This is a genomic window from Pseudomonas sp. GGS8 (assembly GCF_024168645.1).
Lineage (GTDB): Bacteria > Pseudomonadota > Gammaproteobacteria > Pseudomonadales > Pseudomonadaceae > Aquipseudomonas.
In genome coordinates, this window is record NZ_JALJWF010000001.1 from 3,954,071 (window position 1) to 3,979,802 (window position 25,732).

Below are 25,732 nucleotides of genomic sequence, written 5' to 3' on the forward strand. Positions count from 1 at the left end.
GCTAGTTTAATGTCAATTTTTCGTATACGTGGGCAAAACGCCTGTCAGAACATAGAGTTGGCGCCACGTTTTAAAGCGGTTTACACAATGTAAACCCCTTATTTTTCAGCATTTTTTATAGAGGCACGGGATTACATGGAAATCGGTCTGCGCGAGTGGCTGATCGTCATCGGCATTATTGTCATTGCCGGTATTCTTTTCGATGGCTGGCGTCGCATGCGCGGCGGCAAGGGAAAACTGAAGTTTCGTCTTGACCGAAATCTGTCCAATTTGCCGGACGAGGACACCAGCGCCGAGCTGTTGGGCCCGCCCCGTGTGCTGGACACCCAGAAAGAACCGCAACTGGACGAGCATGACCTGCCGTCGGTGAGCATGCCTGCCCGTGAGCCTCGCGAATCGGGTTCCAAGCGCGGCAAGCGTAGCCATGGCGAACCCTCCCAGGGCGACTTGAACCTCAACCTGGACCTGGACGGCAGCCCGAGCTTCAGCAGCCGTGACAACGATTTCCCGGATGACACCAAGTCCGCCAGCGTGGCCGATAAAGAGCAGCCACAAGCCGAAGAAGTGCTGGTGATCAGTGTAATCTGCCGCGACCCGGCCGGCTTCAAGGGCCCGGCGTTGTTGCAAAATATTCTGGAAAGCGGTCTGCGTTTCGGCGAAATGGACATTTTCCACCGCCACGAAAGCATGGCCGGTAATGGCGAAGTGCTGTTCTCGATGGCCAACGCGGTCAAGCCGGGTGTTTTCGATCTGGATGACATCGATCATTTCAGCACTCCGGCGGTGAGTTTCTTCCTCGGTCTGCCAGGCCCGCGTCATCCGAAGCAAGCCTTCGACGTGATGGTGGCGGCGGCGCGCAAGCTGTCCCAGGAGCTGAATGGCGAACTGAAGGACGACCAGCGCAGCGTGCTGACCGCCCAGACGATTGAGCATTACCGTCAGCGCATCGTCGAATTCGAACGTCGCGCTTTGACCCAGAAGCGCTGATCTGTAGGAGCCCGCGGTGCGGCGACCCGACTTGCCGCTGGCTCCTACAATGATTTGTACAGCATCACAGATTGAGCAGCCTCGGCTGCTCTTTTGCTTTATGAGAGAACACCCATGACTGCCGTCGAAACCCGCATTTTAGAGCTGCGCGCTGAGCTGGATCAGCACAACTATCGCTACCACGTGCTGGATGAGCCGAGCATTCCGGACGCCGAATACGATCGCTTGTTCCACGAGCTCAAGGCCCTCGAAGCGGCCCATCCTGAACTGATCACCAGTGACTCGCCGACCCAACGTGTCGGCAGCGCGGCGCTGTCGGCGTTCACCCAAGTGCGTCATGAAGTGCCGATGCTCAGCCTTGGCAACGCCTTCGAAGACACCGACATGCGTGAATTCGATCGGCGGGTGACGGAAGGGCTGGACCTGCCGGTCGGCGACCTGTTCGGCGCTGGCGCAGCGGTAGAGTACAGCTGCGAACCCAAGCTCGATGGCCTGGCGGTCAGCCTGCTGTATCAGGACGGTATGCTGGTGCGCGGCGCCACTCGCGGCGATGGCACCACCGGCGAAGACATCAGCGTCAATGTGCGCACCGTGCGCAATATCCCGCTCAAGCTGCATGGCAGCGGCTGGCCGGCGACCCTGGAAGTGCGCGGCGAAGTGTTCATGTCCAAGGCCGGTTTCGAACGGCTCAACGCCACGCAACTGGAAGTCGGCGGCAAGACCTTCGCCAACCCGCGTAATGCGGCGGCGGGCAGCTTGCGGCAGCTGGATTCAAAGATCACCGCCAACCGTCCGCTGGAATTCTGCTGCTACGGTATCGGCCAGATTTCCGCCGATATCGCTGACACGCACATTGGCAATCTGCAGCAGCTCAAAGCCTGGGGCATGCCGATCAGTCATGAGTTGAAATCGGCACATGGCATCGATGAGTGCCTGGACTACTACCGCGACATCGGCGAACGCCGCAATGCGCTGCCCTATGAAATCGACGGCGTGGTGTTCAAGGTCAACAGCATTGCCTCCCAGCGCGAACTGGGTTTCCGTGCTCGCGAACCGCGTTGGGCGATTGCCCACAAATTCCCGGCGATGGAAGAACTCACCGAGTTGCTCGATGTGGAGTTTCAGGTCGGCCGCACCGGTGCCGTGACGCCGGTGGCGCGCTTGAAACCGGTCAAGGTCGCTGGCGTTACCGTGGCCAATGCGACGTTGCACAACATGGATGAAGTCGCGCGGTTGGGTCTGAGGATCGGCGACACCGTGATCATCCGTCGCGCCGGTGACGTTATTCCGCAAGTGGTGCAAGTGGTCATCGAGCGCCGTCCTGAGGATGCCCGTCCGGTAAAGATTCCCGAGCAGTGCCCGGTCTGCGGTTCGCATGTCGAGCGCACGCAACTGGTCAAGCGCAGCAAGGGGCGCGAGACCGTCAGCGAAGGCGCGGTGTATCGCTGCGTCGGCCGTCTGGCCTGTGGTGCACAACTCAAGCAGGCGATTATCCATTTCGTTTCGCGCCGTGCCATGGACATCGAAGGGCTGGGTGAGAAGAGCGTCGAGCAATTGGTGGATGAAGGTCTGGTGAGTTCGCCAGCTGACTTGTACGCATTGACCTTCGAACAAATCGTCGACCTCGAAGGCTTTGCCGAGCTGTCGAGCAAGAACCTGCTCGGCGCCATTGAAGACAGCAAGCGACCGAGCCTGGCGCGGTTCATCTATGCCTTGGGTATCCCTGATGTCGGCGAAGAGACGGCCAAGGTGCTTGCGCGGTCTCTTGGCTCGCTGGAGCGGGTTCAGCAGGCGTTGCCGCAAGTGCTCACGTACCTGCCGGATGTCGGGCTGGAAGTGGCTCACGAGATTCACAGCTTCTTTGAAGATGCACATAACCAGCAGGTGATAGCCAATCTGTTGAAGCACGGCTTGCAGATTCAGGATCAGGGAGAGTTGGGTGCCGAGTTTGCTGCAAGCACCACGCTTGGCGGTTTTCTCGACAAGCTGAACATTCCTTCGGTTGGGTCGGGCGGCGCGCAGAAGCTTGCCGACAAATTCGGCTCGCTTGAAGCAGTGATGAATGCTGATTGGCTGGACATGCGTCAGGCGCTACCGGAGAAACAGGCGACTTCGGTTCGGGAGTTCTTTGCAGTGGCGCAAAATCGTCAACTCGCCGAGGCTGCCGAAAAGCAGTTGAGCGATTTCGGTATGCATTGGCAGAGCGAGAAAAAAGTCGTGGAAGGATTGCCGCTGGCCGGGCAGACCTGGGTGCTGACCGGTTCGCTGGAACTGATGAGTCGCGACGTTGCCAAGGACAAACTTGAAAGCCTCGGGGCCAAGGTGGCCGGTTCGGTGTCGGCCAAGACCCATTGCGTGGTCGCCGGGCCAGGCGCAGGTTCGAAGCTGGCCAAGGCCAATGAGCTGGGGTTGAAGGTGCTGGACGAAGAGGCGTTTGTCGAGTTTCTTGGCAAGCACAATATTTCGGTTTAACTGATCGTTCCCACGCAGAGCGTGGGAACGATCATGTCTGAGCAATGATCTAGTCTTGGCAGTCCCCAAAGAGAGATCGCCATGTACCGCTTCTTCGAACAGCTCAGTTCACGCATCGCCGCGCCCTTCATGGGTGAGCGTTCGCGCAACAGCAAGGTCTGGCATTGTCGCTGCGGGCAGTCGCTGTTCTTTCGCAACAGCCAGTGCCTGGCCTGTTCGGCGGCACTGGGCTATCAGCCGCAGCAAAGTCGCTTGTCATCGCTGCAACCCGGCCCGCAAGCGGATACCTGGTTGCTCGATGCCGACCCTGACGCCGGTATTTTCCGCCGTTGCGCCAATCTCGATTCCCCGGCTGCGTGCAACTGGTTATTGCCGGCCAATCATCACGATGGGTTGTGCATCGCCTGTAGCCTGAATCGCACCATCCCCGACCTGTCGATTCCCGAGAATCACGAACGCTGGCGCAAAGTGGAAACCGCCAAGCGTCGTCTGGTGGCGCAGTTGCTCAGCCTGGGCTTGCAGGTCATTCCCAAAACGGTGGACGAAGGGGCTGGTCTGGCCTTCGATTTCATCGGTATCGACCTCGAAGGCAAGCCGCCGACCACCGGGCACGCCAACGGCCTGATCACCCTCGATATCAAAGAAGCCGACGACGCCCACCGCGAGCAGGTTCGCGTGCAGATGCACGAACCCTATCGCACGCTGCTCGGTCACTTTCGGCACGAGACAGGGCATTACTACTGGGACCGACTGATCGCCAACAGTGCCTGGCTGGAACCGTTCCGCGGCCTGTTCGGCGACGAGCGTGCCAGCTACGCCGAGGCTCTTGAGCAGCATTATCAACAAGGTGCGCCGCTCGACTGGCAGCAACATTACGTCAGCGCCTACGCCACCATGCACCCTTGGGAAGACTGGGCGGAAACCTGGGCTCACTACCTGCACATGATGGATGCGGTGGACACCGCCCTGGGTTTTGGCATGAGTGTCCAGGAAATGGAGTTCGATTATCAGCCGTTTCCACCCAGTACGCTGTTCGACCCGCAACATCCCGGCGGGCCGGCGTTCCTGTCGTTCGTCAACGCGTGGATCGAACTGGCCGGCATGCTCAACGAGCTGTCACGCAGCATGGAGCAGCCGGACTTCTATCCGTTCGTCTTGCCGCCGGCGGTGATCGCCAGGCTGCACTTCATTCACCTGGTGATCCAGCAAGAGGGCGGCCGGGCGGATGAAGTGTTGGTGCAATAGGATCAAAAGACCGCGGCCTGGTCGCGATCTTTTGAAGGCCAGCGCATGTCCTTGAAGCAGCTCATGTTTTTTAATCCGCCCGAACGGTTGTAACTTCGTCTCAGATAGGTACAATGGCGCGGCTCGCCGTCAGGTGAGCGTCGTTATGGTGACCCCATCGGTCCCCCCGCAACGATTACCCGTGAACCTGGTCAGATCCGGAAGGAAGCAGCCACAGCGGGAACATTGTGTGCCGGGGTGTGGCTGGTGGGGTTGCCTCCATAACGATTCATTCTTCAGTCATTACAGATGTTTCGTTACCTACCCTTTGATAACGTGTCTGTGAGTCGCAATACCCCAGCTTTCGCCTCCGAACTCCCCTTTCTGTATATTCTGATTTTTTCTAACTGGATCGCTTTCCCTGAACTTGTGTCTTGAAGTCAGTTTTTCCGGTTGCGGCTATGTCCTTCTGTTCGTTATTGTGCCGTATTCAGTGCAAGGTGTGCGGCACATGGGTGTTACTTAAGTGCGTTGTTTAACGTGCGTAGATGCGCTGTCGTTAACGGAGTGCGTTTGGATAGGGGGATAGGGAATGGTGGTTTGCATCACGGAAATAGAAGGTTTCACGGCCGCATTAAGAAATAAGTATGTGTCGGAAGCCGGCTTTGATGTATTCGCGGCCATAAAATCCCAAGGCATAACGTTGACATTGCACGTTGGCGATGATCGGCAGTGCAGAGGTGTAGTAACATTGGCATCCGGTGGGATTGAGTTTTCAGGCCCTGAGAATATCAGAAATGATGCACTGTATTGGTTGGTTTATTTGTTTGGCGCCTCGCTTCTTTATACATCTGAGTACGTTAAGCATATCGAGATCGTGTCGGATGTTGTCAGTATCATTTTCTGTGATGCAAAAAAAACCGATGAAGTAGATGTTCGTAAAAATTTACATGAATTTGCAATCGGTCTGTTGATGCCCAAACACCAAATTTTAAGTGCTGTAAGGTATTTGGCAGATCAGCATGAGGTGAAGTGGCGTGGTCATGGCATAATTTACCTAGATTACGAAAGATATAATTACGATACCTACATTACGCTGGTTTCAGAAATTGCAGTTCTGTTTCAGGTTTCTGGTCAGAGAGTTGCCGACAGGTTGAAAGAATTGGGTGTCTTAAATGACGTTCGCTTTCCTCAGCCATCGTACTGGTCTCAATTTTTAACTGAATCCGAGATCGAAGGTCCAAGGCGCGTGAGTCTGGAAATTGAGTGCGATAGCGATTTAGACAATGAGCTAGATGAGTTTGATGACGATGATTATTGAATCGCCGAGTTCCACAACCTGGTTTGCAATTTAATAGATATATGGCGGTAGTGCATGCGTTCTGAGCATTATGATTTCTCAAACCCTTTATTCTTGCCGATTAGTGCAGAAGTATTTGAGCGTTTACTCGCTAGCGGAGAGTCTGAGGTGCTTGAGCAGCTATCTGACGCTGAGCTTGCTGCCGTCCTAGTGATCCAGAATCTCGAGAGTTGCAATAGCGATCAATCCAGAGCATTCGCATCTGAACAGATTTTGGCAAAGCTTATTCATTGGGGGAATGAATCCAAATATAAGTCCAGTGAGGTGAGTTTACTGGCGGAGGCGCTGCGTTTGTTTGATGTTGGTAAACTTCGCAGCGGCTCTCGTTTGCTGCATGGCGAGAATATAGAGCTTCTGCCCGATGATACAGTCAAGTCTCAAGAGTACTTACTTCCCAGTGGGGAGTGGGATACGGGGTTCAGGAAGGCATACTTTCTCCGAAATTATGCGTTTAACAGTAGGGTTGTAACGCAGCGCAATCAAGAGTTATGGCTGTCCAGTGCTCAGGATAAGGTGTTGAGGACTTTTTATGCTAATAGGGATGAGCATCTGCATATTCAGGGTTACGCAGGTATCGGAAAGAGTCATCTTATAGGTTCAATGCTTCAGTTTTTGGAAGTCCGTAAGACGCTGGTTCTCGCTAAAACGACCAGCAAGCTAAATGAGCTCAAGCAAAGATCGAAATTAAGTTTTTTTAACGGGCTCACATTTGAGGTTTTTTCGCGAAAGCTACTAGGCGAAGCAAGGTTTAATAAAGGGTTGATCGACAACAGGGCTTCGGCAGCGCACGTAAGTAATACCCTCATTGCAGAAAGGTTGCTTATTGGTCCGTTGAGAGGTTTTTCCCCAGCAGACGTCGTTTCCCTGTGCATGCGGGTATTGGATGCTTATTGTGAGTCGGCTGATTACAGAATAAGTGAGAAGCACATACCGTTTTTTATGGTGCCTCTTTCTGCTGTAGAAGCAAATGTATTAATAGAGTATTCCAACCGCATATGGTATTGCGTTGATCCTTCAAATCCCTCAGATTTCGTATTGCCTCTGAGGGGTATGTTTTTGGTAAAGAAGGCCTCTCTTTTAGGTGTTTCTGTTCCCGCTAGATACACGCATATCCTGATTGATGAGAGTCATGATTTACCTGCATCATTAATGCGGATACTTAAAAAAAGTTCTCAAGTTTTAATTACGTTGGGGGATGAGTATCAGCGGTTGAGTGGCCCTGCTTTGAAGAGATCACTTGATGTTCGTCAGAGTGATGTCACATTTTCGGTAAGGTCAGGGGAGAATCTTGAGCGTATATTGAATCCGCTTATCCAAGCGCATCCGAATAAGATAAAGTTAGCGTTTGAGGCGTCTAGCGGCGTAAAAATCAACGTGTTTGAGTATTGCGACCCAATATTTCCGAAGGCGCCATCGACCATCTTAGTCTCTTCCGTATGGGAGAAATTTCAGTGGTTAAAATACCTTGTTGACTCCCAGCAGGACTTCATACTATTGGGTGACGCCGACGGCTTAATAGAGCTTGCTAAAGCGTGCGTCAGGCTTTATCGAAACGAATCTGCTCAATTCAATCACTCGAACGAAAGGCCGCATGAGATGCTGTATCAATACTCAACTTGGGATGAGTTGGCAGCTGTTCATAGCAATGATAATGCATTTCTTTGGCTTCAGTCTCAGCTTGCCGATGGATACAAGGTTTCGGACGTGCCGACATCTGGGCAGTCGCAGAACGCTTCCCAAGGGAAAGCTCATCGTCTGGGGAGGGTGGAGGATGTCGGCAATATGGAGTTTGAGAGTGTAATGCTTGCTCCTGAACTTTTGAGTTATAGTCGTTGCAAAGATGCTTACGAACTCGATCAAAGGATATGTGCGGTCTACACGGCTGCATCCCGTGCAAGGCATGATCTATATATTCCAGGTGATATTGAAGAGTGGTTAAGGTTTCACAGAAATAATTTTTTGTATAGTTGATGGGCGCTGTTGTATTATTTGCTAATAATTTACGCTCAATGGTTGAGAGTGACGGGGAAATATAAGTTGGCGACCAGACCCTGTCCCGAAAATACTCAGTCTGATTGCGCCTCTTGATTTAGTCATGTTTGTGGGGATGAATACCAAGGATCTCAATCAATAATAGTGTGAGTGCCCCCCCCCCCCCCCCATAAAGCAGCTACGCCTGTTCAGCAATCGCTTCACTTCCTTTGCTGTGGTCAATGAGCCACTGCACAGTTTTTTTTGAGAGGCATATATGTACAGTCGTCTAGCTATTAAACTATGAAGATAGGTTTCTGTTGGTTAAATGGCGCTCTCACTCATCGAATGATTGTGAGGGCGCCATCTTTTTACTTGGATTCTTCCAGCTTTATAGTGTGTTGCGATAAGAATTGTTCGGGTGAGATTTTGAACTCGTTCATTGTTGTTGCTGCGTTTTCCGGGGTGACAAAAACTGGGCCTTGTTGAGAAAGCTTAATGCAGGCGAGGTGGAGTCCGTGAGCAAGGGCTTTACAACCAGACTCAAGAAGTACGCGCGTACCTTGTGGGTAGTGTGCATCTCGGTCAGATATGAAAACTTTAGCCGCTGTTATAGGGATTATCCTATCTGCATATACAGGGAAGCTTTCTCTTGCCCATTGAAGGCTGTCATGGAGTTGCCCGCTGTCTCCTTTGTGTAAGGTTTTTTGATTTTCATTTTTCACTTCTATTACAAATAGGTGGTTTCCCCAAAACCATATGACATCCGGGCCAACAGAATAGTCTATTTCTGGGCGCGTGGAATCAGCCCCTAGCGCTTGTCCAAGCTCCATTATAGCTTGTTCCACAGCGCGGAATTTCTGGTTGAAACCTAGCGAGCCTTCTATTTTTGTGGCTTGTATCACTGCTGCGTTGGCGGGGGAAAACTCTCTAAACCAAGCACAGAATTTTTCTGCTGCTGTCTTCGCTCCTGGGGAGACCGGTTTTCTAGGTGCTGATGGTGGAAGTGCAGCGGATCTGCAATAGGTTCTAGCTGCTTGCTGTATCTGCATGGACTCAGCAGGGTCTATGTAGTATGTAATGCGTGAAACGCGTTGTAGATATATGCCCAGTTCTTCACCCTCTACTTTTGCAAGGTTCAAAGCGGCTCGAAAATTTGGCACAGCCTCTGATGCTCTATTGGCGGCTGCTAATAAGTGGGCTTCACGCTCGCTGTGTGCAAGTTGGACTTTTGTACTTGAAGGAGTGTGAGGGTTTTTCGGGGCACTGCGAATGCGAGAATTATAGAATTTTTTCCAGCCTGGGTCTCGTGTTAAGCACTGGTTGATGACTTGTTCGAAAGACGATTTGTGGTCTGCTGTTGACGCTTTGACTAAATCTGCAAGCTCTACAGATAGTTCAAGTTGTGCGCGTGTCTCATCGGTGAGGGCGCCGAGTACCTCAGTGCGGCCTATGTAGGTTGCCAAGTCTTGGCCAACAAGTAGTATGAGTGCATAGTCTGCATGTGAGCGTACAGCTCGTCCCATACCTTGCTCGATACGATAGACCGTTTTATTTCTTATCCCGCCAGGCGTGAAAACCATTTGCGCATCGTTTTTGTCTATCAGGTTTTCGCCGTACGGAACACTATCAATTACCAAAACTCTACAGGCATCGTCCGCCAAATCCACCCCGTCATAACGTTGTGCAAAAACAGCAAACCGTAATCCAGACGTTGGGTCTTTTAGTTTTTTTACGGCATCGCTGAAGTCATCTCCTGAAAAGAACTTTGCACCTACTGCCTGCCACTCTCGACCAACAGCTTCACTTGAAGTGAGAACTACAACGTTGTGTTTTTTTGAAAGATCACGGCATAATCCCATTAGATAGTCTCTGTCTAGGTCGGGACTTATTAGCGCCGGGGCCAAGATCATTCTCTCTCCGAGGCCTTGGTCTGATGGTGGGCAAATTGGTGATAAAGCTGCAGATGGGGCAACTCCGAGCTCTCTTACTAGTAAAGCATCATCTGCGAGGGTCGCGGACATAAAAAGTCGGTGGTTTGCGTTGTGGTAAGGTCTCAGCAGATGAACTGGGATTATTTCTGGCGAGAGTTCTGCGTGGGTGCCGGATAGCACGCATCTGCATAGTTTTAAGTTGTCCTCGAGGAATGACCAAACAAACAAAAAGCTGCTTTCTTCAGAGTAACAATGGAGATTTGTTCTGATTTGTTCTGATTTGTTCTGATTTCTTCTGATAAGTCTGACCATATCCAGTGGGGTACTTCAAATAGTGCTAGGGGGTCGTTTGTTTCTATGTCGGTCCACTTTGTTGAATGGTGCGCTCTGCACCGAGATTCTAATAGGCGCTTTAAAGATTCAAACGCATCTCCATATACTTGAAGGGTAAATTTTTTTCTGACAATTTCAGCCCCTGCGTGCGCATCATCTAAGACGATGGCTGTGGGAAGGAGGTTAACGTCTTGACGCAGGAATGTGCTCCTAGAGTTGAAAAGCTTCTCGTAAGTGCAGACTAAAATTGCATCCCCTCGGACGCATGCGGCGTGTGGATACTTTTCTCCAGATGGGTAATGATAGGCTTCTATTCCTAGCTTTGACGCCTCCTGTAGAACCTGTTCTACAAGCTGAATCGTTGGGCATAAATAGATACCGGGTCTTTTTTCTTTCCGCATATGTCCGAGCAAGTAGAGAAGGCCGACTCCAGTTTTACCCGCTCCAGTGCTTATTTTTAAAACTATATCCTTGTCGTCATGGCGAGCTGTTAGCTCTTGCATTGCCTCCTTTTGAGAAGTGCGCGGTTCCGTATGGGTGCTTTTAACGTCCAAGGATGAATACAGCTTTAGGAGGTCGTACTCAGTCGCTTCTTTCGCTTTTCCAACCAAACTGCCAAAGTCGATCATGGTGTCCCTACCTCATATCAGTTAACCCGTCGGTCCATGCCCTTGCGAGAGTGGTAAGGCCCGTAGCGGTGGGAGATTCTGACGCTAGCTGAGTGGGACGCCCTGTGCAATGTTAGGTAGCCATGACTGACGCAAAAGTAGATATATAAGTGGTGCAAACGGCTTGCCTGAGCTGCCTCCACTCGCGGTAAATTTAGTCAAATTAACATCTGCGTGGTGGGGAAAATCGCTTGAAGCTCTTCTGGTGCCTAGTGAGCGTCGTTATGGTGACCCCATCGGTCCCCCCGCAACGATTACCCGTGAACCTGGTCAGATCCGGAAGGAAGCAGCCACAGCGGGAACATTGTGTGCCGGGGTGTGGCTGGTGGGGTTGCCTCCATAACGCAACACGAACCCTCTTTCGTGTTTTCTATCCAAAAACTGTTTTGTTTCCCCTGCCATGGCGCTCATCCAGGGCGGTGTTTTGTCGTTTCCGAATTAAATAGCGTGATATAAAAAAGGAGGCCGACCTGTCGATTCGACAGGACGGCCTCCTTTTTTAATTTACTGGCATTAAGGCTTGGACAAGGCCTGGTCAACCGCTGCGATCAGCTTTCCCAGATCCTTCGGGGTGGCTTTGTGTATGACGCTGAACAGGTACGCCCGCTGTTCATCTTCGTCGCCCATATCTGCGAAAAAGGCTTTCAGCTTCACACCCAGCACATCGGCAAGCAGGAACAATGCTTCCACGCTGGGGGTATAGGTGCCAGTTTCGAAGCGGCTGATGGTTTTGGGGTCAAAACCGGTTTTTTCGCCGAGTTCAGCCTGAGTAAGCCCTGCGACCTTGCGGTAGCGTCGGATGGCTGGACCCAAACTTGAAATTTGCATCGCTCAATTCCCATTTAGAATCAAGAACTTAACGATAGATTTTTGCATTAGGCAACTGCATGATCCATCACCTTGCTTTGCAAAATGTGATGCATTTCGTAGAATCGCCGCTTCGGAGGGGTTTTGGGTGATCTGCAGTTTGAAGTTTAGGCGATATGAAACAGCCAGTATTGTCTTCCCTTGCCGGGTATGCAGAGAAGCCGTCAGCGGTCTGAAACCCTCGCGAAATATTACCAGAGTCGGTGTTGCTACCTTGCCCGAGGCTAGTTGATCTTCGGCTATCCCGGGGGCCATCAAATGCTGTTCATGGAGTGATAACGTGTCTCTGCGCTGTACGTCTCAAAACATCTCTTCCGGGCATCATGCGCTGGTCGAGCGGTACCTCCGCTAGCGACAGTGAGCCTCACTCATGGATGAGAAATACCGCAGGGCCGTGGATGCCGCCGCTATATTTTCCGAGACCGATCTGGACGGCCGGATTACTTACGTCAACGATCAATTCTGTGCCGTGTCCGGCTACAGTCGCGAGGAACTGCTCGGGCAAAACCATCGCCTGCTGAACTCCGGCCTGCATTCCGCTGATTTCTTCGCTGTCATGTGGCGCACCATCGCTCTGGGCAATGTCTGGAAGGGCGAGATTTGTAATCGCGCCAAGGATGGCAAATTGTATTGGGTCGACAGCACCATGGTGCCGGTGCTCGACGACATTACCGGGCGCGTTGACCGATACCTGTCGATTCGTTTCGACATCAGCGAAAAACGCCAATTGCTGCAATCCCTGCAATGGCGGGTCGGGCATGACGTGCTGACCGGGCTGCCCAATCGCGCGTTTCTCTCGGATTTGCTGGATCAGGCGCTGGAATTCTCCCGGCGTGAAAACATTCCGTTGGCCGTGTGCATGCTTGACCTCGACGGGTTCAAAGCGGTCAACGACGGCTACGGTCACGCCAGTGGCGATATGTTGCTGGTGGAAGTGGCCAAGCGTCTGCGTAACATCGTGCGCGGCGAAGATGTAGTGGCGCGACTGGCCGGTGACGAGTTCGTGCTGGTGTTGCGTTACGTGCGTGATCTGCCGGAATTGCGCGCGGCGTTGAATCGCGTGCTGGGGGCGATCTCGGCGCCTTACACGCTGCACGGCAAGGACATCAATGTGTTTGCCAGTATCGGCGTCACCCTGTTTCCCCATGACAACGAAGATGCCGAAACCCTGTTGCGGCACGCCGACCAGGCGATGTACGTGGCCAAGCAGCGCGGGCGAAACCGCTTTCATCTGTTCGATGTGTCCCGGGATCAGGAGGTCAAGGCCACGCACCAGACCGTCGAGCGGGTACGTCAGGCGCTGGTCGCCGGTGAATTGCGCCTGCACTTTCAGCCCAAGGTGAACATGCGTCGTGGCGAGGTCGTCGGCTTCGAGGCCTTGTTGCGTTGGCAGCACCCGCAAAACGGCATGGTGCCGCCCCGCGAGTTTTTGCCGCTGGTAGAAGATACTGACCTGATCATCGATATCGGTGAATGGGTGATGGACCAGGTGCTGGCGCAGTTGCACCGCTGGCAGCAAGCGGGGCAGGGCTGGCCGGTCAGTATCAATATCGCGGCGCGACATTTTCAGCGCGCGGATTTTGTCGACCGGCTCAGGCGCGTGCTCGCTCGGCATGCCCAGGTAGCTCCGCATATGCTCGACCTGGAAATCGTCGAGTCGGTGGCGATCGAGAATATCCAGCACGTCAGCGCCTGTTTGCAGGCCTGTCAGGCGCTGGGGGTGCAGTTTTCCCTGGGTGATTTCGGCACCGGTTATTCGTCCCTGAGTTATCTCAAGCGTTTACGTACCCAAACCATCAAGATCGACAAGTCATTTGTGCGCGACATTCTGATTGACCGGGATGATCTGGCCCTGACCACGGCGGTGATTGGCCTGGCCCGGGCATTCGGTCGGCAGGTGATTGCCGAGGGGTTGGAAAGCCTTGAGCACGGTGAGTTGTTGTTGCGGCTGGGGTGCGAAGTCGCTCAAGGCTATTTCATCGCTCGCCCGATGCCGCCCGCCGAGGTGCCGGCCTGGGTGGCGGGGTTTGTCGCCCCGTCACAATGGCAGGCACTCGACCAGACGGCCTGACTTGCTCTATGTAGCCGCCTTCGGCAGCTGCTACGGGGTCGGGTTGCCGGTATAGAGTCGGATGATGTCATTGATCTCTCCCGACATTTTCATTTGGTGCAGCGTGCGCAGAATGCGTTGTACAGGCACTTTGGGGTCATTGCGCACGTAACAACTGACAGGTTGTTCCTGCACCAGTGCGACGCTTTTCAATTGTTGGTCGGGCAGCAGGCGCAGGTTGAACCAGTCCAGGGTCCATTGGTTACTCACCGCGTAGCGATAGCGTCCGGCCAGCAGCTTTTCCAGCACCTGTTCCTGATTGCGTGCGTCCTCGCGGTGCAGTCGGTCGGCGTCGAACAGCAGTTGCAGGGTCGGGTAGCTATAGCCGAGCACGGTGCCGATCGACTGGTGTGGCAAGTCGGCTGGATTGACCGAACCGGGAGAGCCTTGCCGGCCAATCAGCACGTCGCGCTGAACCAGCAACGGAACGCTCCAGATAGAGTCGCCGGTCGGGGCCGGCAACCAGTCTTGTGAGACAAAGCAGCGTACATTGGCTTCGCCGTGTTCCATGGCGCTCTGTACTCGGGGCCGAGGCAAGACATGAAATTGCGCCGGCGCACCGACCTGAGTCGCCAGGCTGAGCATGATGTCGTACAGAATGCCCTGGGTCGGCCGGCCTTGCTCGATTTGCACCATGGGCATGGCCCAGCTGTCCGGAACGACAAAGCGCAACGGCACTTCGGCGGCCGCGACACTTAGGCTGACTAATAGCAGTGCCCCCAAGGCAAAATGCATAAACGCTCCGGTACGGCTCAAGCCTGAGCCTATAAAAGCTCCTCAAAGTGCAGCTTAGCCAGAATAGACGAGCGCACCGGATGCAATTTTGGCCTTGCTCCGCTAGCATTAGCCGCTTCTGCTTCCTTCGCTGCGACGGTTTTCGATGAGTTATCAGGTTCTTGCACGTAAATGGCGCCCGCGCTCGTTCCGCGAAATGGTCGGCCAGACCCATGTGCTCAAGGCTCTGATCAATGCCTTGGACAGCCAGCGGCTGCACCACGCCTACCTGTTTACCGGTACTCGTGGGGTCGGCAAGACCACCATCGCGCGGATCATCGCCAAATGCCTGAACTGTGAAACAGGTATCACTTCGACCCCTTGCGGCGAGTGCTCGGTGTGCCGCGAAATCGATGAAGGCCGCTTCGTCGACCTGATCGAGATCGACGCCGCGAGCCGGACCAAGGTCGAAGACACCCGCGAACTGCTCGACAACGTGCAGTACGCGCCGAGTCGCGGGCGCTTCAAGGTCTACCTGATCGACGAAGTGCACATGCTCTCCAGCCATTCCTTCAATGCGCTGTTGAAAACCCTCGAAGAGCCGCCGCCCTACGTCAAGTTCATCCTGGCCACCACTGATCCGCAGAAACTTCCGGCAACGATTCTTTCGCGGTGCCTGCAGTTCTCCCTGAAGAACATGACCCCGGAGCGGGTGGTCGAGCATTTGAGCCATGTGCTGAGCGTCGAGAACGTGCCGTTCGAAGACGACGCGTTATGGTTGCTGGGTCGCGCCGCCGACGGCTCGATGCGCGACGCCATGAGCTTGACCGACCAGGCCATCGCCTTCGGTGAAGGCAAGGTTCTGGCCGCCGACGTGCGGGCGATGCTCGGCACCCTCGATCACGGCCAGGTCTACGACGTCCTGCATGCGTTGATCGAAGGCGACGCCAAGGCGTTGCTCGAAGCCGTGCGCCATCTGGCCGAGCAAGGCCCGGACTGGAATGGCGTACTCTCGGAAATTCTCAACGTGTTGCACCGTGTCGCCATTGCCCAGGCCCTGCCCGAAGGCGTCGACAACGGCCATGGCGACCGTGATCGCGTATTGGCGCTGGCCCAGGCGCTGCCGGCCGAAGATGTGCAGTTCTATTACCAGATGGGCCTGATCGGTCGCCGGGATTTGCCGCTGGCGCCGGATCCGCGCGGCGGCTTCGAAATGGTCCTGCTGCGAATGCTCGCATTCAGGCCAGCAGACACCGAGGACGCTCCGAGGCAACCGCTAAAGCCAGTGGGGATCAGCCAGGCCACAGTTGATTCCGCAAACTCAGTGGCTGCCGCGCCGATTGTTGCGCCGGTAGTCTCTGCGGTCGTGGCACCGGTTCCCGTTGCGCCGGTGGTTGCACCAGCGCCTGTCCCTGCCGTTGCGCCCGAGCCAGTCGCGCCGGTGGTCGTGCCCGAGTCCGAGCCAGTGGTCGAGCCAGTGGTCGAGCCTGTAGCGGTCGAAGAAGTCGTCGATCTGCCCTGGAACGATCCGGTAGAGCCCGAGGTTGCCCAGCAGCCCGCCGTCGAGCCGGTGCTGGAGACGGCCGGTGAGCAACCCGAATTGCCTCCGATGCCCATGCCAACGCCGGACAGCGTGGTGCCGGACGCGCCGGACGCTCCTGAATGGACCGTTGCGTCGATCCCGGAACCGTCCGTGGCCCAAGTCGATGCCGCCACGCCGGGCATGGACCTGGACGACGAGCCGCCGCTGGACGAGGACTACATCGAGCCGGACATGGATTCGGCCTACAGTTACCTCGATGATCTGGCCAGTGAGCACACCGCTGAACCTGCGGCGGAGCCCGAGCCGGAACCGGCCGCGATGCCGGCCACTGGCCTGGCCCTGCAATGGCTGGAGTTGTTCCCGAAATTGCCGGTGTCCGGCATGACCGGCAGCATCGCCGCCAACTGCACGCTGATCGCCGTCGATGGCGACAATTGGCTGTTACATCTGGACCCGGCCCACAGCGCCCTGTTCAACGCGACGCAACAACGTCGCCTCAACGATGCGCTGAACCAGCACCACGGGCGTACGCTGACCCTGAGCATCGAGCTGATCAAGCCTGAGCAGGAAACCCCGGCCCAGGCGGCGTCCCGGCGTCGTGCCGACCGTCAGCGCGAGGCCGAGGAGTCGATCCATGGCGATCCGTTCATCCAGCAAATGATGCAGCAGTTCGGGGCGGTGGTCCGTCACGATACTATTGAACCTGTCGAGGCCCTGGTCAGTCAGGGCTAATAACTGAAGGCGTCTGGCCACACTCGCCGGGCGCTGTTTTTATCCAAGTACTTTTGAGGTGATTCCCATGATGAAAGGTGGCATGGCCGGCCTGATGAAACAGGCGCAGCAGATGCAGGAAAAAATGGCCAAGATGCAGGAAGAACTGGCCAACGCCGAAGTCACCGGTAAAGCCGGTGGCGATATGGTCACCGTGGTAATGACCGGTCGTCACGACGTCAAGCGCGTGACCATCGACCCAAGCCTGGTCGAAGGCCTGAGCGAAGACGACAAAGAGATGCTGGAGGCTGTATTCGCCGCCGCCGTCAACGATGCCGTGCGCAAGATCGAAGCCAACAGCCAGGACAAAATGGGCAGCATGACCGCTGGCATGCAACTGCCACCGGGTATGAAGCTGCCATTCTGATTCGCCGACGCGCGTCGGATGGGTTAAAAAAATGCCAGGCATCGCGCCTGGCATTTTTGTTTCTGGCTGTTGGAAATGGGGTATCTGTGAGGCAGCCTTCGCGGGCAAGCCCGCTCCCGTAGGGATCACCTGGATCCTATGGGAGCGTGGCTTGCCCGCGATGAAGTTACCTCGGTACAACTGACGAAACTTCGAACGCGCCACCACCACAAAGGTCTGCTCCCTATACAGCCGAAATTCATCGATCAAGGAGAAGTCCAAATGGCGGCCGCGTCCGACGCCGTGGGTGCGTGACGGTAAGGTGAAATTCCGTGAAGGCAGGGTCGATGGCCGGAGAACGCGCCCGAGGCCTTTATCGGCCTGCTGGAGGGGCGCAACTTCGGCAAACTGGTGGTGCGGCAGGCGCCGACTGAGTAATTGACGCTGCTATTTGACGCTAAACAGAGGCACGGGTATAAACCGCGTCTCGTTGTTATGTCGGACTTTTTCCCCATGAGCTTCAGCCCTTTGATTCGCCAACTGATCGATGCCCTGCGAATTTTGCCGGGTGTGGGTCAGAAAACTGCCCAGCGCATGGCATTGCAACTGCTTGAGCGTGATCGCAGCGGCGGCTTGCGACTGGCCCAGGCGCTGAGCCAGGCCATGGAAGGGGTGGGCCACTGCCGCTTGTGCCGCACGCTGACCGAAGACGATCTGTGCCCGCAATGCGCTGATTCACGCCGCGACGACACCTTGCTGTGTGTGGTGGAGGGTCCAATGGACGTTTACGCCGTGGAGCAGACCGGTTTCCGCGGTCGCTACTTCGTGCTCAAGGGCCACTTGTCGCCCTTGGACGGGTTGGGGCCGGAAGCCATCGGCATTCCACAACTGATGGCGCGGATCGAAGAGGCGGGCACGTTTACCGAAGTCATCCTCGCCACCAACCCGACGGTGGAAGGCGAGGCCACGGCGCATTACATCGCCCAGTTGCTCAGCAACAAAGGCCTGATCGCCTCGCGCATCGCCCATGGCGTGCCGTTGGGTGGCGAGCTGGAGCTGGTGGACGGCGGGACATTGGCACATTCGTTTGCCGGGCGTAAGCCGATTTCGTTGTAACGGTGCTGTCTGGGCTGACGCCATCGCGAGCAAGCCCGCTCCCAGATTGAATGTGCGAGTAGCATAACACCCTGTGGGAGCGGGCTTGCCCGCGATGGCGGCCTTCCAGACGCTGCCTTACTTATCGCTCAACGCAAACTGCGTCAGACAGAAAGTCGGTATTCCCATGTCTTCCAGCCGTTGCGAACCACCCAGCTCCGGCAAGTCAATGATCGCCGCCGCTTCATGCACCCGCGCGCCCATGCGCCGAACCAGGTTGGCCGCCGCAATCAGCGTGCCGCCGGTGGCGATCAAGTCATCGAACAGCACCACCGAATCACCCTCGCACAGGCTGTCGGCGTGGACTTCGAGGAAGGCTTCGCCGTACTCGGTCGCGTAACCTTCGGCCAGCACGTCGGCGGGCAATTTGCCCTGCTTGCGGAACAGCACCAATGGCTTGTTCAGCTGATACGCCAATATCGAGCCGATCAGGAAACCGCGCGCGTCCATGGCGCCGATGTGGGTGAAGTCGGCCTCGACGTAACGATGGGCAAAACTGTCCATCACCAGGCGCAGGGCCGTGGGCGACTGGAACAGCGGGGTAATGTCGCGAAAGATCACGCCCGGCTTGGGGAAATCGATCACGGGGCGGATCAGGGATTTGATGTCGAAGGAGTCGATAACCATCGTCCAAGTGTCCTGGCGGGCTGCAAACGCCGCAGTATAACGGCGGATGAACCGTTTCGCTCAGCCGCCGTTGCCGGGATCAGCCGTCGAGCGAACCGCCGGCCAGGGCGCAGAGTTGGATCGGGTCGAGGATGTGCACTTCCTTGCCCTCGGCGGCGATCAGTTCGTTTTGCTGGAAGCGGGTGAACACCCGGGACACGGTTTCCACCGCCAGGCCCAGGTAATTGCCGATTTCGTTGCGCGACATGCTCAACCGGAACTGGTTGGCCGAGAAGCCCCGAGCGCGGAAACGGGCCGAGAGGTTGACCAGAAAGGTAGCGATGCGCTCGTCGGCGGTTTTCTTCGACAGTAGCAACATCATTTGCTGATCGTCACGAATCTCGCGACTCATCACTCGCATTAACTGACGGCGAAGTTGTGGCAGTTGCAGGGCCAGTTCGTCGAGGCGCTCAAACGGGATCTCGCACACCGATGTGGTTTCCAGGGCTTGCGCCGAGACCGGGTGCTTTTCGGTGTCCATGCCCGACAGGCCGACCAGTTCACTCGGCAAATGGAAACCGGTGAGTTGTTCTTCGCCGCCATCGCTCAGGCTGAAAGTCTTCAGGGCGCCGGAGCGTACTGCATAAACGGAATCGAACGTGTCTCCCTGGCGAAACAGAAACTCGCCTTTTTTCAGCGGCCGACCACGTTTAACGATTTCGTCCAGCGCATCCATGTCTTCCAGATTCAGAGAAAGTGGCAGGCAGAGAGGGGCCAGGCTGCAATCCTTGCAATGGGCCTGGCTATGAGCGCGCAGTTTTACTGGCTCGGACATTTCTTTAATCCTTGTGGGAAAACACACATAAGCCGTAAGGGTAACCCACGGGAGGACATTCGGGCCAGCCTGCGACAATTTAACCGCAAGGCCTTAGATCACTCGTGAAAAGCGCTGGCGGTTGGTGTGTTCCAGGTATGCATCGAACACCATGCACACCGAGCGCACCAGCAGTCGGCCTGCGGGGAGTACGGTGATCCGTTCATTGTCGAGCTCGATCAACCCGTCCTTGGCCATGTCCTGCAGCTGTGGCCAGAGCTCGCCGAAGTAACCGCGAAAATCGATGTTGAAGGCCTGCTCGATTTCCGCGAATTCCAGGTCGAAATGGCAAATCAGTTGCTGGATCACTGCCCTGCGCAAGCGATCGTCGGCGTTGCATACCAGGCCACGGTTAGTGGCCAGTTGCGCGGACGCCAAAGCGTTCTGGTACTGGGTCAGGTCGCTGCTGTTCTGGCAGTACAGGTCGCCGATCTGGCTGATGGCCGATACCCCCAGACCGATCAGATCGCAATGGCCGTGGGTGGTGTAGCCCTGGAAGTTGCGTTGCAGGGTCGATTCTTCCTGGGCAATCGCCAGTTCATCATCGGGCAGGGCGAAGTGGTCCATGCCGATATAGCGGTAACCGGCGGCCGTCAATTGTTCGATGGTGCGCTGGAGCATTTCCAGCTTCTGCGCCGGCGCCGGTAGATCGTTGCTGTTGATCCGTCGTTGCGGCATGAAGCGCTCTGGCAGATGAGCGTAGTTGAACACCGAGAGCCGGTCCGGTTGCAGGCTGATTACTTCGTCGACGGTGCGGGCGAAGTTCTCGGGCGTCTGCTTCGGCAGGCCATAAATCAGATCGATGTTGATCGAACGAAATTGCAGGGTCCGGGCGGCGTCGATCACTGCGCGGGTTTCTTCCAGGCTTTGCAGACGATTGACTGCCCGCTGTACCGCCGGGTCGAGGTCTTGCAGGCCGATGCTGACCCGGTTGAAGCCCAGCTCCCGGAGCAGACCCATGGTCGACCAGTCGGCCTCGCGCGGGTCGATCTCGATGCCGTAGTCGCCGGAATCGTTGTCCAGCAGATTGAAATGCTTGCGCAGTCGGGCCATCAGCTGACGCAGTTCATCGTGGCTGAGAAAGGTCGGTGTGCCGCCGCCGAAATGCAGTTGCTCGACTTTTTGCGCGGGGTCGAGGTGGCAGGCAATCAGCTGGATTTCCTGTTCCAGGCGCTGCAAATAGGGCAGGGCACGGCCGCGGTCCTTGGTGATGACTTTGTTGCAGGCGCAGTAGTAGCAGATGTTCGCGCAGAACGGCACATGCACATACAGGGATAACGGCCGCAGCGCCTTGCGGCTGTCGCGCAGGGCATGAAACAGGTCGAAGGTGCCGACCTGGCTGTCGAATTGTACGGCCGTCGGATACGAGGTGTAGCGTGGTCCCGCCAGGTCGTAACGGCGGATCAGATCTGTGTCCCAACGAATGGCGTCGAGCATGCGGGCATTCCCCCGGATAGGCTGGCAGTGTCGGCGAGTCTAGGGGCTGCGGCGTTGCGGCATCTTGATTTGCATCAACGGTGATTGGCGATAGCGATAGTTTTTGTGGCGAGAGGGCTTGTCGGAACGCCGCACCGCCCCGTTCGGCTGCGAAGCAGTCGTTGAGTCGGCGGACATGGTCGTTCTGAAAAGGTGCGGTGCAGTGTTTTTGGGGTCGCTTCGCAACCCAACGGGGGCAAGCCCCCTCGCCACAGGTCTAATGCCCCATCAACCAATGCTGATGCGGCCCTGGCAAGGTCCAGATGCCGAACACCATCACCAACAAGCCGCCGGTCATGCGCACGCTGCGTTTGCGCAACAGCGCCGTGACCCGCTCGGCGGCCAGGCCTGTGGCGAGCAACACCGGCCAGGTGCCCAGCCCGAAAGCCAGCATCAGCAATGCACTGTCCAGCGCATTGCCCTGACTCGCGGACCACAGCAATGTGCTGTAAACCAGCCCGCACGGCAGCCAGCCCCACAGCGCGCCGAGCAGCAAGGCGCGGGGCAGGTTTGACACCGGCAGCAGTGTGTTGGCAATCGGCTGGATATGCCGCCACAGGCCGCGACCGAGGCTTTCGATGCGGGTTAAACCGCTCCACCAACCCGCCAGGTACAGCCCCATGGCGATCAGCAGCAATCCGGCGAGGATGCGCATGAACATCGCCGCCGGGCTATTGGCCACGGCCCAACCGGCCAGGCCGATCAGCAGGCCGGCCGCGGCGTAGCTGAGAATTCGCCCCAGGTTGTAGGCCAACAGCAATCGAAAGCGTCGGCTGCGTTGTTCCTTGGGAATCGCCAGAGTCAGCGCGCCCATCAAACCGCCGCACATGCCCAGGCAATGGCCGCCACCGAGTAGCCCGAGGATGAGCGCCGACACCAGCAGTGGCGCCAACTCAAGCATGGGGTGGCGCCTTGTCGTCCGGTTTGACCGGATGGCCGCTGGCCTCATCGACCGCTGCCATGTGCTTCGGGTCCTGGTCGTCGAACAGGATGCTGTGGGCCGGGCCGTCGAGGTCGTCGTACTGACCGCTGTCGACCGCCCAGAAGAAGATGTAGATAGCGATGGCCACGATCAGCAGCGCGGCCGGGATCATCACGTAGAGAGCTGGCATCTGGACTCCATGCCCGCGCGGCTCAAGCCGGCAGCGGACGGGTTTCTGGCGTGGCGCTGGTGGCTGGCGCGCTCGGCAGGCGAGTCAGGCGCAAAGCATTCAACACCACGGTCAACGAACTGATGGACATGCCGACCGCGGCCCACACCGGGGTGATCCAGCCGAGGGCGGCGAATGGCAACATGAGGCCATTGTACAGCGCTGCCCACAGCAAGTTCTCGATGATGACCCGACGGGTGCGACGGGCCAGGCTGAAGGCTTGCACCAGCGCGTCGAGGCGGTTCGATAGCAACACCGCGTCGGCACTGGTTTTCGCCAGATCGGTGGCCGAGCCCATCGCCACGCTGATGTCGGCGGCGGCCAGCACCGGCACGTCGTTGACCCCGTCACCGAGCATCAACACCTTGCGACCTTCCTGGTGCAGTTGTTGCAGCACCTGCAATTTATCGTCCGGACGCAAACCGCCACGGGCCTCGTCGATACCCAATTCGGCGGCGACGCTGGCGACCATCGGCGAGCTGTCGCCGGACAGCAGCAAGGTGCGCCAGCCGCGAGCCTTGCATGCCGCCAGCAGGGCAGGGGCATCGGCGCGCAAACGGTCGTCGAGGACGAACCACGCCAGCGGTCCCTGGCTGTCGCCGAGCAGCAGCCATTGGCCGGGCTCATCGGGCATCATCGGCACTTGAGCATCGCTGAGTTCGCAGACAAAACCCGGTTGGCCGATGCGCAAGCGTTGCGCGCCGACCAAGCCTTCAAGGCCCAGGCCCGGCGTGCTGTGGACTTCTTCGGCGGCCAGCGGCGCGCGGCCAAAAGCGCGGGCGATCGGGTGTTCGGAGCGGTTTTCCAGGGCGGCGGCGAGGCTCAGGCATTGATCGCTGGCCAGTGCCCCAAGCGGCCGGATCGAACGCAAAGCCAGACGACCTTCGGTGAGGGTTCCGGTCTTGTCGAAAATTACCGTGTCGATCTGGTTCAGGCCTTCCAGTACATGGCCGCGCGTCAACAAAAGCCCCAACTTGTGCAGCGTGCCGGTGGCGGCGGTGAGGGCGGTCGGCGTGGCCAGGGACAAGGCGCACGGGCAGGTGGCAACCAGCATCGCCAGGACAATCCAGAACGCTCGCGATGAATCCAGCTCCCACCAGAGCAGGCCGATGGCGGCCACGGCGATAAGCGTCAGTAGTAAAAACCACTGCGCGGCGCGGTCAGCGATTTCCGCCAGCCGCGGCTTCTCAGCTTGGGCGCGATCCAGCAGGCGGACGATGGCCGACAGGCGCGTGTCCTGACCCAACGCGAGGACTTCCACGGTCAACGCACCCTCGACGTTCAAAGTGCCGGCAGTGACCGCGTCGCCCGGGGTCCGTGGTTGTGGCAGGTATTCGCCGGTGAGCAGGGATTCGTCGATGCTCGACTGACCGTCGAGGATCTTGCCGTCGGCCGGCAGGATCGCGCCGGGGTGCACCAGCACCTGATCGCCCACGCGTAACTCGCTGAGCAGAATCCGCTCGCTCTGGCCATCAGCGCTCAGCCGCAGGCACGAGGCGGGCAACAGATTGACCAGTTGTGCGGTCGCGGCGGCGGTGCGTTCCCGGGCGCGGCGTTCCAGATAGCGCCCGGCCAGCAGGAACAGCGCGAACATCCCCACCGCATCGAAATACAGCTCGCCGACTCCGGTGATCGAGGTCCAGATCCCGGCGATGTACGCACTGCCGATCGCCAGCGACACCGAGACATCCATGGTCAGGTGCCGGGTGCGCAGATCGCGCATCGCCCCTTTGAAGAACGGCGCGCAGCTGTAGAACACGATCGGCGTGGTGAGAAACAGCGCGACCCAGCGCAGGATGGTGTGTAGTTCGGGGCTGAGGTCGATGTTGAATTCCGGCCAGGTGGCCATGGTCGCCATCATTGCCTGGAACCACAGTAACCCGGCAACGCCGAGTTGGCGCAGGGCCAGACGGTTTTCGCTGGCCAGTTGTTCGCTGGCGCGGTCGGCCTGATAAGGGTGAGCGGCGTAACCGATGTGGCGCAATTCGCTGAGCACTTGGCTCAACGGCAATTGCGCGTCCGCCCAGCGCACGTGCAGGCGATGATTGGACAGATTCAGACGTGCTTCGGCCACCGCCGGCAGGCTGCGAAGATGCTTTTCGATCAGCCAGCCACACGCGGCGCAACTGATGCCTTCCATCAACAGAGTGGTTTCGGCGAGTTCGCCTTCGTGACGGACAAAGGGTTGCTGCACATCGGCGCGATCATACAGCGCCAGCTCGTCGACCAACTGCACCGGCAAGGCGTCGGGGTTGGCCGAGGCTTCGCTGCGATGCTGGTAATAACTTTCCAGCCCTCCGGCCACGATGGCCTCGGCCACCGCCTGGCAACCCGGGCAGCAGAACTCGCGGGTATCCCCGAGGACGGCGGCGGTGAAGCGGCTACCGGCCGGGACGGGCAGAGCGCAGTGGTAGCAGGGGGTTGGAGTGGTCATGTTTGTTGCCATGAAAACCATTGTGGCAGGCCCAAAGGCCTCTGTGGCGAGGGGGCTTACCCCCGTTGGACCGCGCAGCGGTCCCAAAGACAGTCAGCGCGAACTTCTCGATAGATCGAGTAGACAACTTGCGGCTGCTGCGCAACCGAACGCGGGCAAGCCCGCTCGCCACAGGAGATCGTTGTGACTATTTTTTCAGGTCTTCGGCGCCTTGCAACGGCTCGTCACCGAGCAGCAGATCCTTGGCATGGCTGACCTGTTCTTCCTCGAACATGCGCCAGGTCTTGTCGTCCTGCACACCCAACAATTCAACAAAGCGTCGGCCTTCGACCTTGTCGCTCAGCTGGCCGATGTAGCGGCCCTGTTCGGTTTCGCTGCGGGCCAGAGTGATCTTGCGATCCTTCTCTGGCTGGGTCGGCGAAATCAGGTTCAGTTCAAGGGTTTTCGGTTGGCTGTTGCCGCTCAGGCGCAGGTCGACTTCGCCGGTCACCTCATCCAGATGCACGCTGGCACGCAGCTGCAGGGTCTGGGCCAGCAGTTCACGGTCCAGGGAGCGGTTGATGCCTTTGCCGGCCTCGTAATAGTTGTCGTTGACCAGGTTGTCCGGGTTGTTCACCGCGATGGTCACCATCGACAGGGTCAAGGTCACCGAGCAGGCCAGGATGGCGATGATGATCCACGGCCAAAGGTGCTTGTACCAGGGACTTGCGGCAGTTGCTGCGGGCATGATCATTTC

20 protein-coding genes, 2 other RNA genes and 1 pseudogene are annotated in these 25,732 nt (G+C 57.1%); 12 read left to right on the top strand and 11 right to left on the bottom strand.

Translation table 11 applies throughout. The features are described from left to right. The first annotated feature begins 135 nt into the window (after positions 1 to 135). The 6 genes from zipA to J3D54_RS17965 all read left to right on the top strand — a co-directional run bounded on the left by zipA (position 136) and on the right by J3D54_RS17965 (position 8,014). Positions 136 to 987, top strand: coding sequence for a cell division protein ZipA (gene zipA, locus J3D54_RS17940; RefSeq protein ID WP_253420840.1), 852 nt, complete (start codon positions 136 to 138; stop codon positions 985 to 987). Between the two features lie 114 nt (positions 988 to 1,101). Further along, positions 1,102 to 3,459, top strand: a complete 2,358-nt coding sequence (ligA, locus tag J3D54_RS17945) for an NAD-dependent DNA ligase LigA (protein WP_253420843.1) — start codon at positions 1,102 to 1,104, stop codon at positions 3,457 to 3,459. An 81-nt stretch (positions 3,460 to 3,540) separates the two neighbouring features. After that, positions 3,541 to 4,704 carry a putative zinc-binding metallopeptidase gene (locus J3D54_RS17950; RefSeq protein WP_253420846.1) on the top strand — a complete coding sequence of 388 codons (1,164 nt, stop codon included), beginning with the start codon at positions 3,541 to 3,543 and terminating at the stop codon, positions 4,702 to 4,704. A 155-nt stretch (positions 4,705 to 4,859) separates the two neighbouring features. Continuing rightward, an RNA gene (gene ffs, locus J3D54_RS17955) (signal recognition particle sRNA small type) lies at positions 4,860 to 4,956 on the top strand. A 319-nt stretch (positions 4,957 to 5,275) separates the two neighbouring features. Next, positions 5,276 to 6,004: a hypothetical protein gene (locus J3D54_RS17960; RefSeq protein ID WP_253420849.1), complete on the top strand. Its 729-nt coding sequence runs from the start codon at positions 5,276 to 5,278 to the stop codon at positions 6,002 to 6,004. A 54-nt stretch (positions 6,005 to 6,058) separates the two neighbouring features. Continuing rightward, positions 6,059 to 8,014: a hypothetical protein gene (locus J3D54_RS17965; RefSeq protein ID WP_253420852.1), complete on the top strand. Its 1,956-nt coding sequence runs from the start codon at positions 6,059 to 6,061 to the stop codon at positions 8,012 to 8,014. Between the two features lie 371 nt (positions 8,015 to 8,385). On the opposite strand, the gene J3D54_RS17970 is transcribed toward J3D54_RS17965, so the two are convergent. Further along, positions 8,386 to 9,927 carry a helicase C-terminal domain-containing protein gene (locus J3D54_RS17970; RefSeq protein ID WP_253420855.1) on the bottom strand — a complete coding sequence of 514 codons (1,542 nt, stop codon included), beginning with the start codon at positions 9,925 to 9,927 and terminating at the stop codon, positions 8,386 to 8,388. Positions 9,928 to 10,142: 215 nt separating this feature from the next. Beyond that, positions 10,143 to 10,910: a DEAD/DEAH box helicase family protein gene (locus tag J3D54_RS17975; RefSeq protein ID WP_253420858.1), complete on the bottom strand. Its 768-nt coding sequence runs from the start codon at positions 10,908 to 10,910 to the stop codon at positions 10,143 to 10,145. Positions 10,911 to 11,183: 273 nt separating this feature from the next. On the opposite strand from J3D54_RS17975, the gene ffs (J3D54_RS17980) reads away from it, so the two are divergent. Next, positions 11,184 to 11,280: signal recognition particle sRNA small type (ffs, locus tag J3D54_RS17980), an RNA gene on the top strand. Between the two features lie 182 nt (positions 11,281 to 11,462). Here the strand turns inward: ffs (J3D54_RS17980) and J3D54_RS17985 are convergent. Continuing rightward, complete coding sequence (locus tag J3D54_RS17985) at positions 11,463 to 11,777, bottom strand: helix-turn-helix domain-containing protein (protein ID WP_237884940.1); 315 nt, start codon at positions 11,775 to 11,777, stop codon at positions 11,463 to 11,465. Between the two features lie 409 nt (positions 11,778 to 12,186). Between J3D54_RS17985 and J3D54_RS17990 the strand changes: the two genes are divergently transcribed. Beyond that, a complete protein-coding gene (locus J3D54_RS17990; protein WP_253420861.1) occupies positions 12,187 to 13,887 on the top strand; it encodes a bifunctional diguanylate cyclase/phosphodiesterase in 1,701 nt (566 codons plus the stop codon). A 30-nt stretch (positions 13,888 to 13,917) separates the two neighbouring features. On the opposite strand, the gene J3D54_RS17995 is transcribed toward J3D54_RS17990, so the two are convergent. After that, the gene (locus J3D54_RS17995) at positions 13,918 to 14,661 is read right to left on the bottom strand and encodes an ABC transporter substrate-binding protein (RefSeq protein WP_253420864.1); all 744 of its coding nucleotides are present in this window, start codon (positions 14,659 to 14,661) and stop codon (positions 13,918 to 13,920) included. Between the two features lie 145 nt (positions 14,662 to 14,806). Here J3D54_RS17995 and dnaX point away from each other — a divergent pair, with 145 nt between their 5' ends. The 4 genes and pseudogenes from dnaX (at position 14,807) to recR (ending at position 18,416) form a co-directional block, all read left to right on the top strand. After that, positions 14,807 to 16,915 carry a DNA polymerase III subunit gamma/tau gene (dnaX, locus tag J3D54_RS18000; RefSeq protein ID WP_253420867.1) on the top strand — a complete coding sequence of 703 codons (2,109 nt, stop codon included), beginning with the start codon at positions 14,807 to 14,809 and terminating at the stop codon, positions 16,913 to 16,915. Positions 16,916 to 16,982: 67 nt separating this feature from the next. Continuing rightward, on the top strand, positions 16,983 to 17,321 hold the full coding sequence (locus J3D54_RS18005; protein ID WP_007933349.1) for a YbaB/EbfC family nucleoid-associated protein: 339 nt from the start codon (positions 16,983 to 16,985) through the stop codon (positions 17,319 to 17,321). Between the two features lie 292 nt (positions 17,322 to 17,613). Then, positions 17,614 to 17,738 (top strand): annotated as a pseudogene (locus tag J3D54_RS18010) (NADP-dependent oxidoreductase); the annotation flags it as partial. A 75-nt stretch (positions 17,739 to 17,813) separates the two neighbouring features. Further along, positions 17,814 to 18,416: a recombination mediator RecR gene (recR, locus tag J3D54_RS18015; protein ID WP_253420870.1), complete on the top strand. Its 603-nt coding sequence runs from the start codon at positions 17,814 to 17,816 to the stop codon at positions 18,414 to 18,416. 117 nt (positions 18,417 to 18,533) lie between these two features. Here recR and J3D54_RS18020 read toward each other — a convergent pair whose 3' ends face one another. The 7 genes from J3D54_RS18020 to J3D54_RS18050 form a co-directional block, all read right to left on the bottom strand. Beyond that, entirely contained in the window at positions 18,534 to 19,082 is a 549-nt protein-coding gene (locus J3D54_RS18020; protein WP_007933355.1) for an adenine phosphoribosyltransferase, read from the bottom strand. A gap of 79 nt (positions 19,083 to 19,161) precedes the next feature. Further along, positions 19,162 to 19,896, bottom strand: coding sequence for a fumarate/nitrate reduction transcriptional regulator Fnr (gene fnr / locus J3D54_RS18025; protein ID WP_253420873.1), 735 nt, complete (start codon positions 19,894 to 19,896; stop codon positions 19,162 to 19,164). Positions 19,897 to 19,989: 93 nt separating this feature from the next. Then, positions 19,990 to 21,372, bottom strand: a complete 1,383-nt coding sequence (hemN, locus tag J3D54_RS18030; RefSeq protein WP_253420876.1) for an oxygen-independent coproporphyrinogen III oxidase — start codon at positions 21,370 to 21,372, stop codon at positions 19,990 to 19,992. A gap of 256 nt (positions 21,373 to 21,628) precedes the next feature. Beyond that, on the bottom strand, positions 21,629 to 22,312 hold the full coding sequence (locus J3D54_RS18035; protein WP_253420879.1) for a sulfite exporter TauE/SafE family protein: 684 nt from the start codon (positions 22,310 to 22,312) through the stop codon (positions 21,629 to 21,631). Continuing rightward, positions 22,305 to 22,523 (bottom strand): cbb3-type cytochrome oxidase assembly protein CcoS, encoded by a 219-nt coding sequence (ccoS, locus tag J3D54_RS18040; RefSeq protein ID WP_253420882.1) that lies wholly within the window; start codon positions 22,521 to 22,523, stop codon positions 22,305 to 22,307. The genes J3D54_RS18035 and ccoS overlap by 8 nt, the downstream gene beginning before the upstream one ends. A gap of 22 nt (positions 22,524 to 22,545) precedes the next feature. Then, entirely contained in the window at positions 22,546 to 24,996 is a 2,451-nt protein-coding gene (locus tag J3D54_RS18045; RefSeq protein ID WP_253420885.1) for a heavy metal translocating P-type ATPase, read from the bottom strand. 187 nt (positions 24,997 to 25,183) lie between these two features. Beyond that, on the bottom strand, positions 25,184 to 25,723 hold the full coding sequence (locus J3D54_RS18050) for a FixH family protein (protein ID WP_253420888.1): 540 nt from the start codon (positions 25,721 to 25,723) through the stop codon (positions 25,184 to 25,186). Between the last annotated feature and the right edge of the window lie 9 nt (positions 25,724 to 25,732).

Excerpts from the sequence above, each read along its gene's own strand:
- J3D54_RS17965 (WP_253420852.1), top strand. The coding sequence starts at position 6,059 with ATGCGTTCTGAGCATTATGATTTCTCAAACCCTTTATTCTTGCCGATT.
- ccoS (WP_253420882.1), bottom strand. The coding sequence starts at position 22,523 with ATGCCAGCTCTCTACGTGATGATCCCGGCCGCGCTGCTGATCGTGGCC.
- hemN (WP_253420876.1), bottom strand. The coding sequence starts at position 21,372 with ATGCTCGACGCCATTCGTTGGGACACAGATCTGATCCGCCGTTACGAC.
- fnr (WP_253420873.1), bottom strand. The coding sequence starts at position 19,896 with ATGTCCGAGCCAGTAAAACTGCGCGCTCATAGCCAGGCCCATTGCAAG.
- J3D54_RS17970 (WP_253420855.1), bottom strand. The coding sequence starts at position 9,927 with ATGATCTTGGCCCCGGCGCTAATAAGTCCCGACCTAGACAGAGACTAT.
- J3D54_RS17995 (WP_253420864.1), bottom strand. The coding sequence starts at position 14,661 with ATGCATTTTGCCTTGGGGGCACTGCTATTAGTCAGCCTAAGTGTCGCG.
- recR (WP_253420870.1), top strand. The coding sequence starts at position 17,814 with ATGAGCTTCAGCCCTTTGATTCGCCAACTGATCGATGCCCTGCGAATT.
- J3D54_RS17975 (WP_253420858.1), bottom strand. The coding sequence starts at position 10,910 with ATGATCGACTTTGGCAGTTTGGTTGGAAAAGCGAAAGAAGCGACTGAG.
- J3D54_RS17990 (WP_253420861.1), top strand. The coding sequence starts at position 12,187 with ATGGATGAGAAATACCGCAGGGCCGTGGATGCCGCCGCTATATTTTCC.
- J3D54_RS18045 (WP_253420885.1), bottom strand. The coding sequence starts at position 24,996 with ATGACCACTCCAACCCCCTGCTACCACTGCGCTCTGCCCGTCCCGGCC.
- J3D54_RS17950 (WP_253420846.1), top strand. The coding sequence starts at position 3,541 with ATGTACCGCTTCTTCGAACAGCTCAGTTCACGCATCGCCGCGCCCTTC.
- dnaX (WP_253420867.1), top strand. The coding sequence starts at position 14,807 with ATGAGTTATCAGGTTCTTGCACGTAAATGGCGCCCGCGCTCGTTCCGC.
- zipA (WP_253420840.1), top strand. The coding sequence starts at position 136 with ATGGAAATCGGTCTGCGCGAGTGGCTGATCGTCATCGGCATTATTGTC.
- ligA (WP_253420843.1), top strand. The coding sequence starts at position 1,102 with ATGACTGCCGTCGAAACCCGCATTTTAGAGCTGCGCGCTGAGCTGGAT.
- J3D54_RS18020 (WP_007933355.1), bottom strand. The coding sequence starts at position 19,082 with ATGGTTATCGACTCCTTCGACATCAAATCCCTGATCCGCCCCGTGATC.
- J3D54_RS18005 (WP_007933349.1), top strand. The coding sequence starts at position 16,983 with ATGATGAAAGGTGGCATGGCCGGCCTGATGAAACAGGCGCAGCAGATG.
- J3D54_RS18035 (WP_253420879.1), bottom strand. The coding sequence starts at position 22,312 with ATGCTTGAGTTGGCGCCACTGCTGGTGTCGGCGCTCATCCTCGGGCTA.
- J3D54_RS18050 (WP_253420888.1), bottom strand. The coding sequence starts at position 25,723 with ATGCCCGCAGCAACTGCCGCAAGTCCCTGGTACAAGCACCTTTGGCCG.
- J3D54_RS17960 (WP_253420849.1), top strand. The coding sequence starts at position 5,276 with ATGGTGGTTTGCATCACGGAAATAGAAGGTTTCACGGCCGCATTAAGA.
- J3D54_RS17985 (WP_237884940.1), bottom strand. The coding sequence starts at position 11,777 with ATGCAAATTTCAAGTTTGGGTCCAGCCATCCGACGCTACCGCAAGGTC.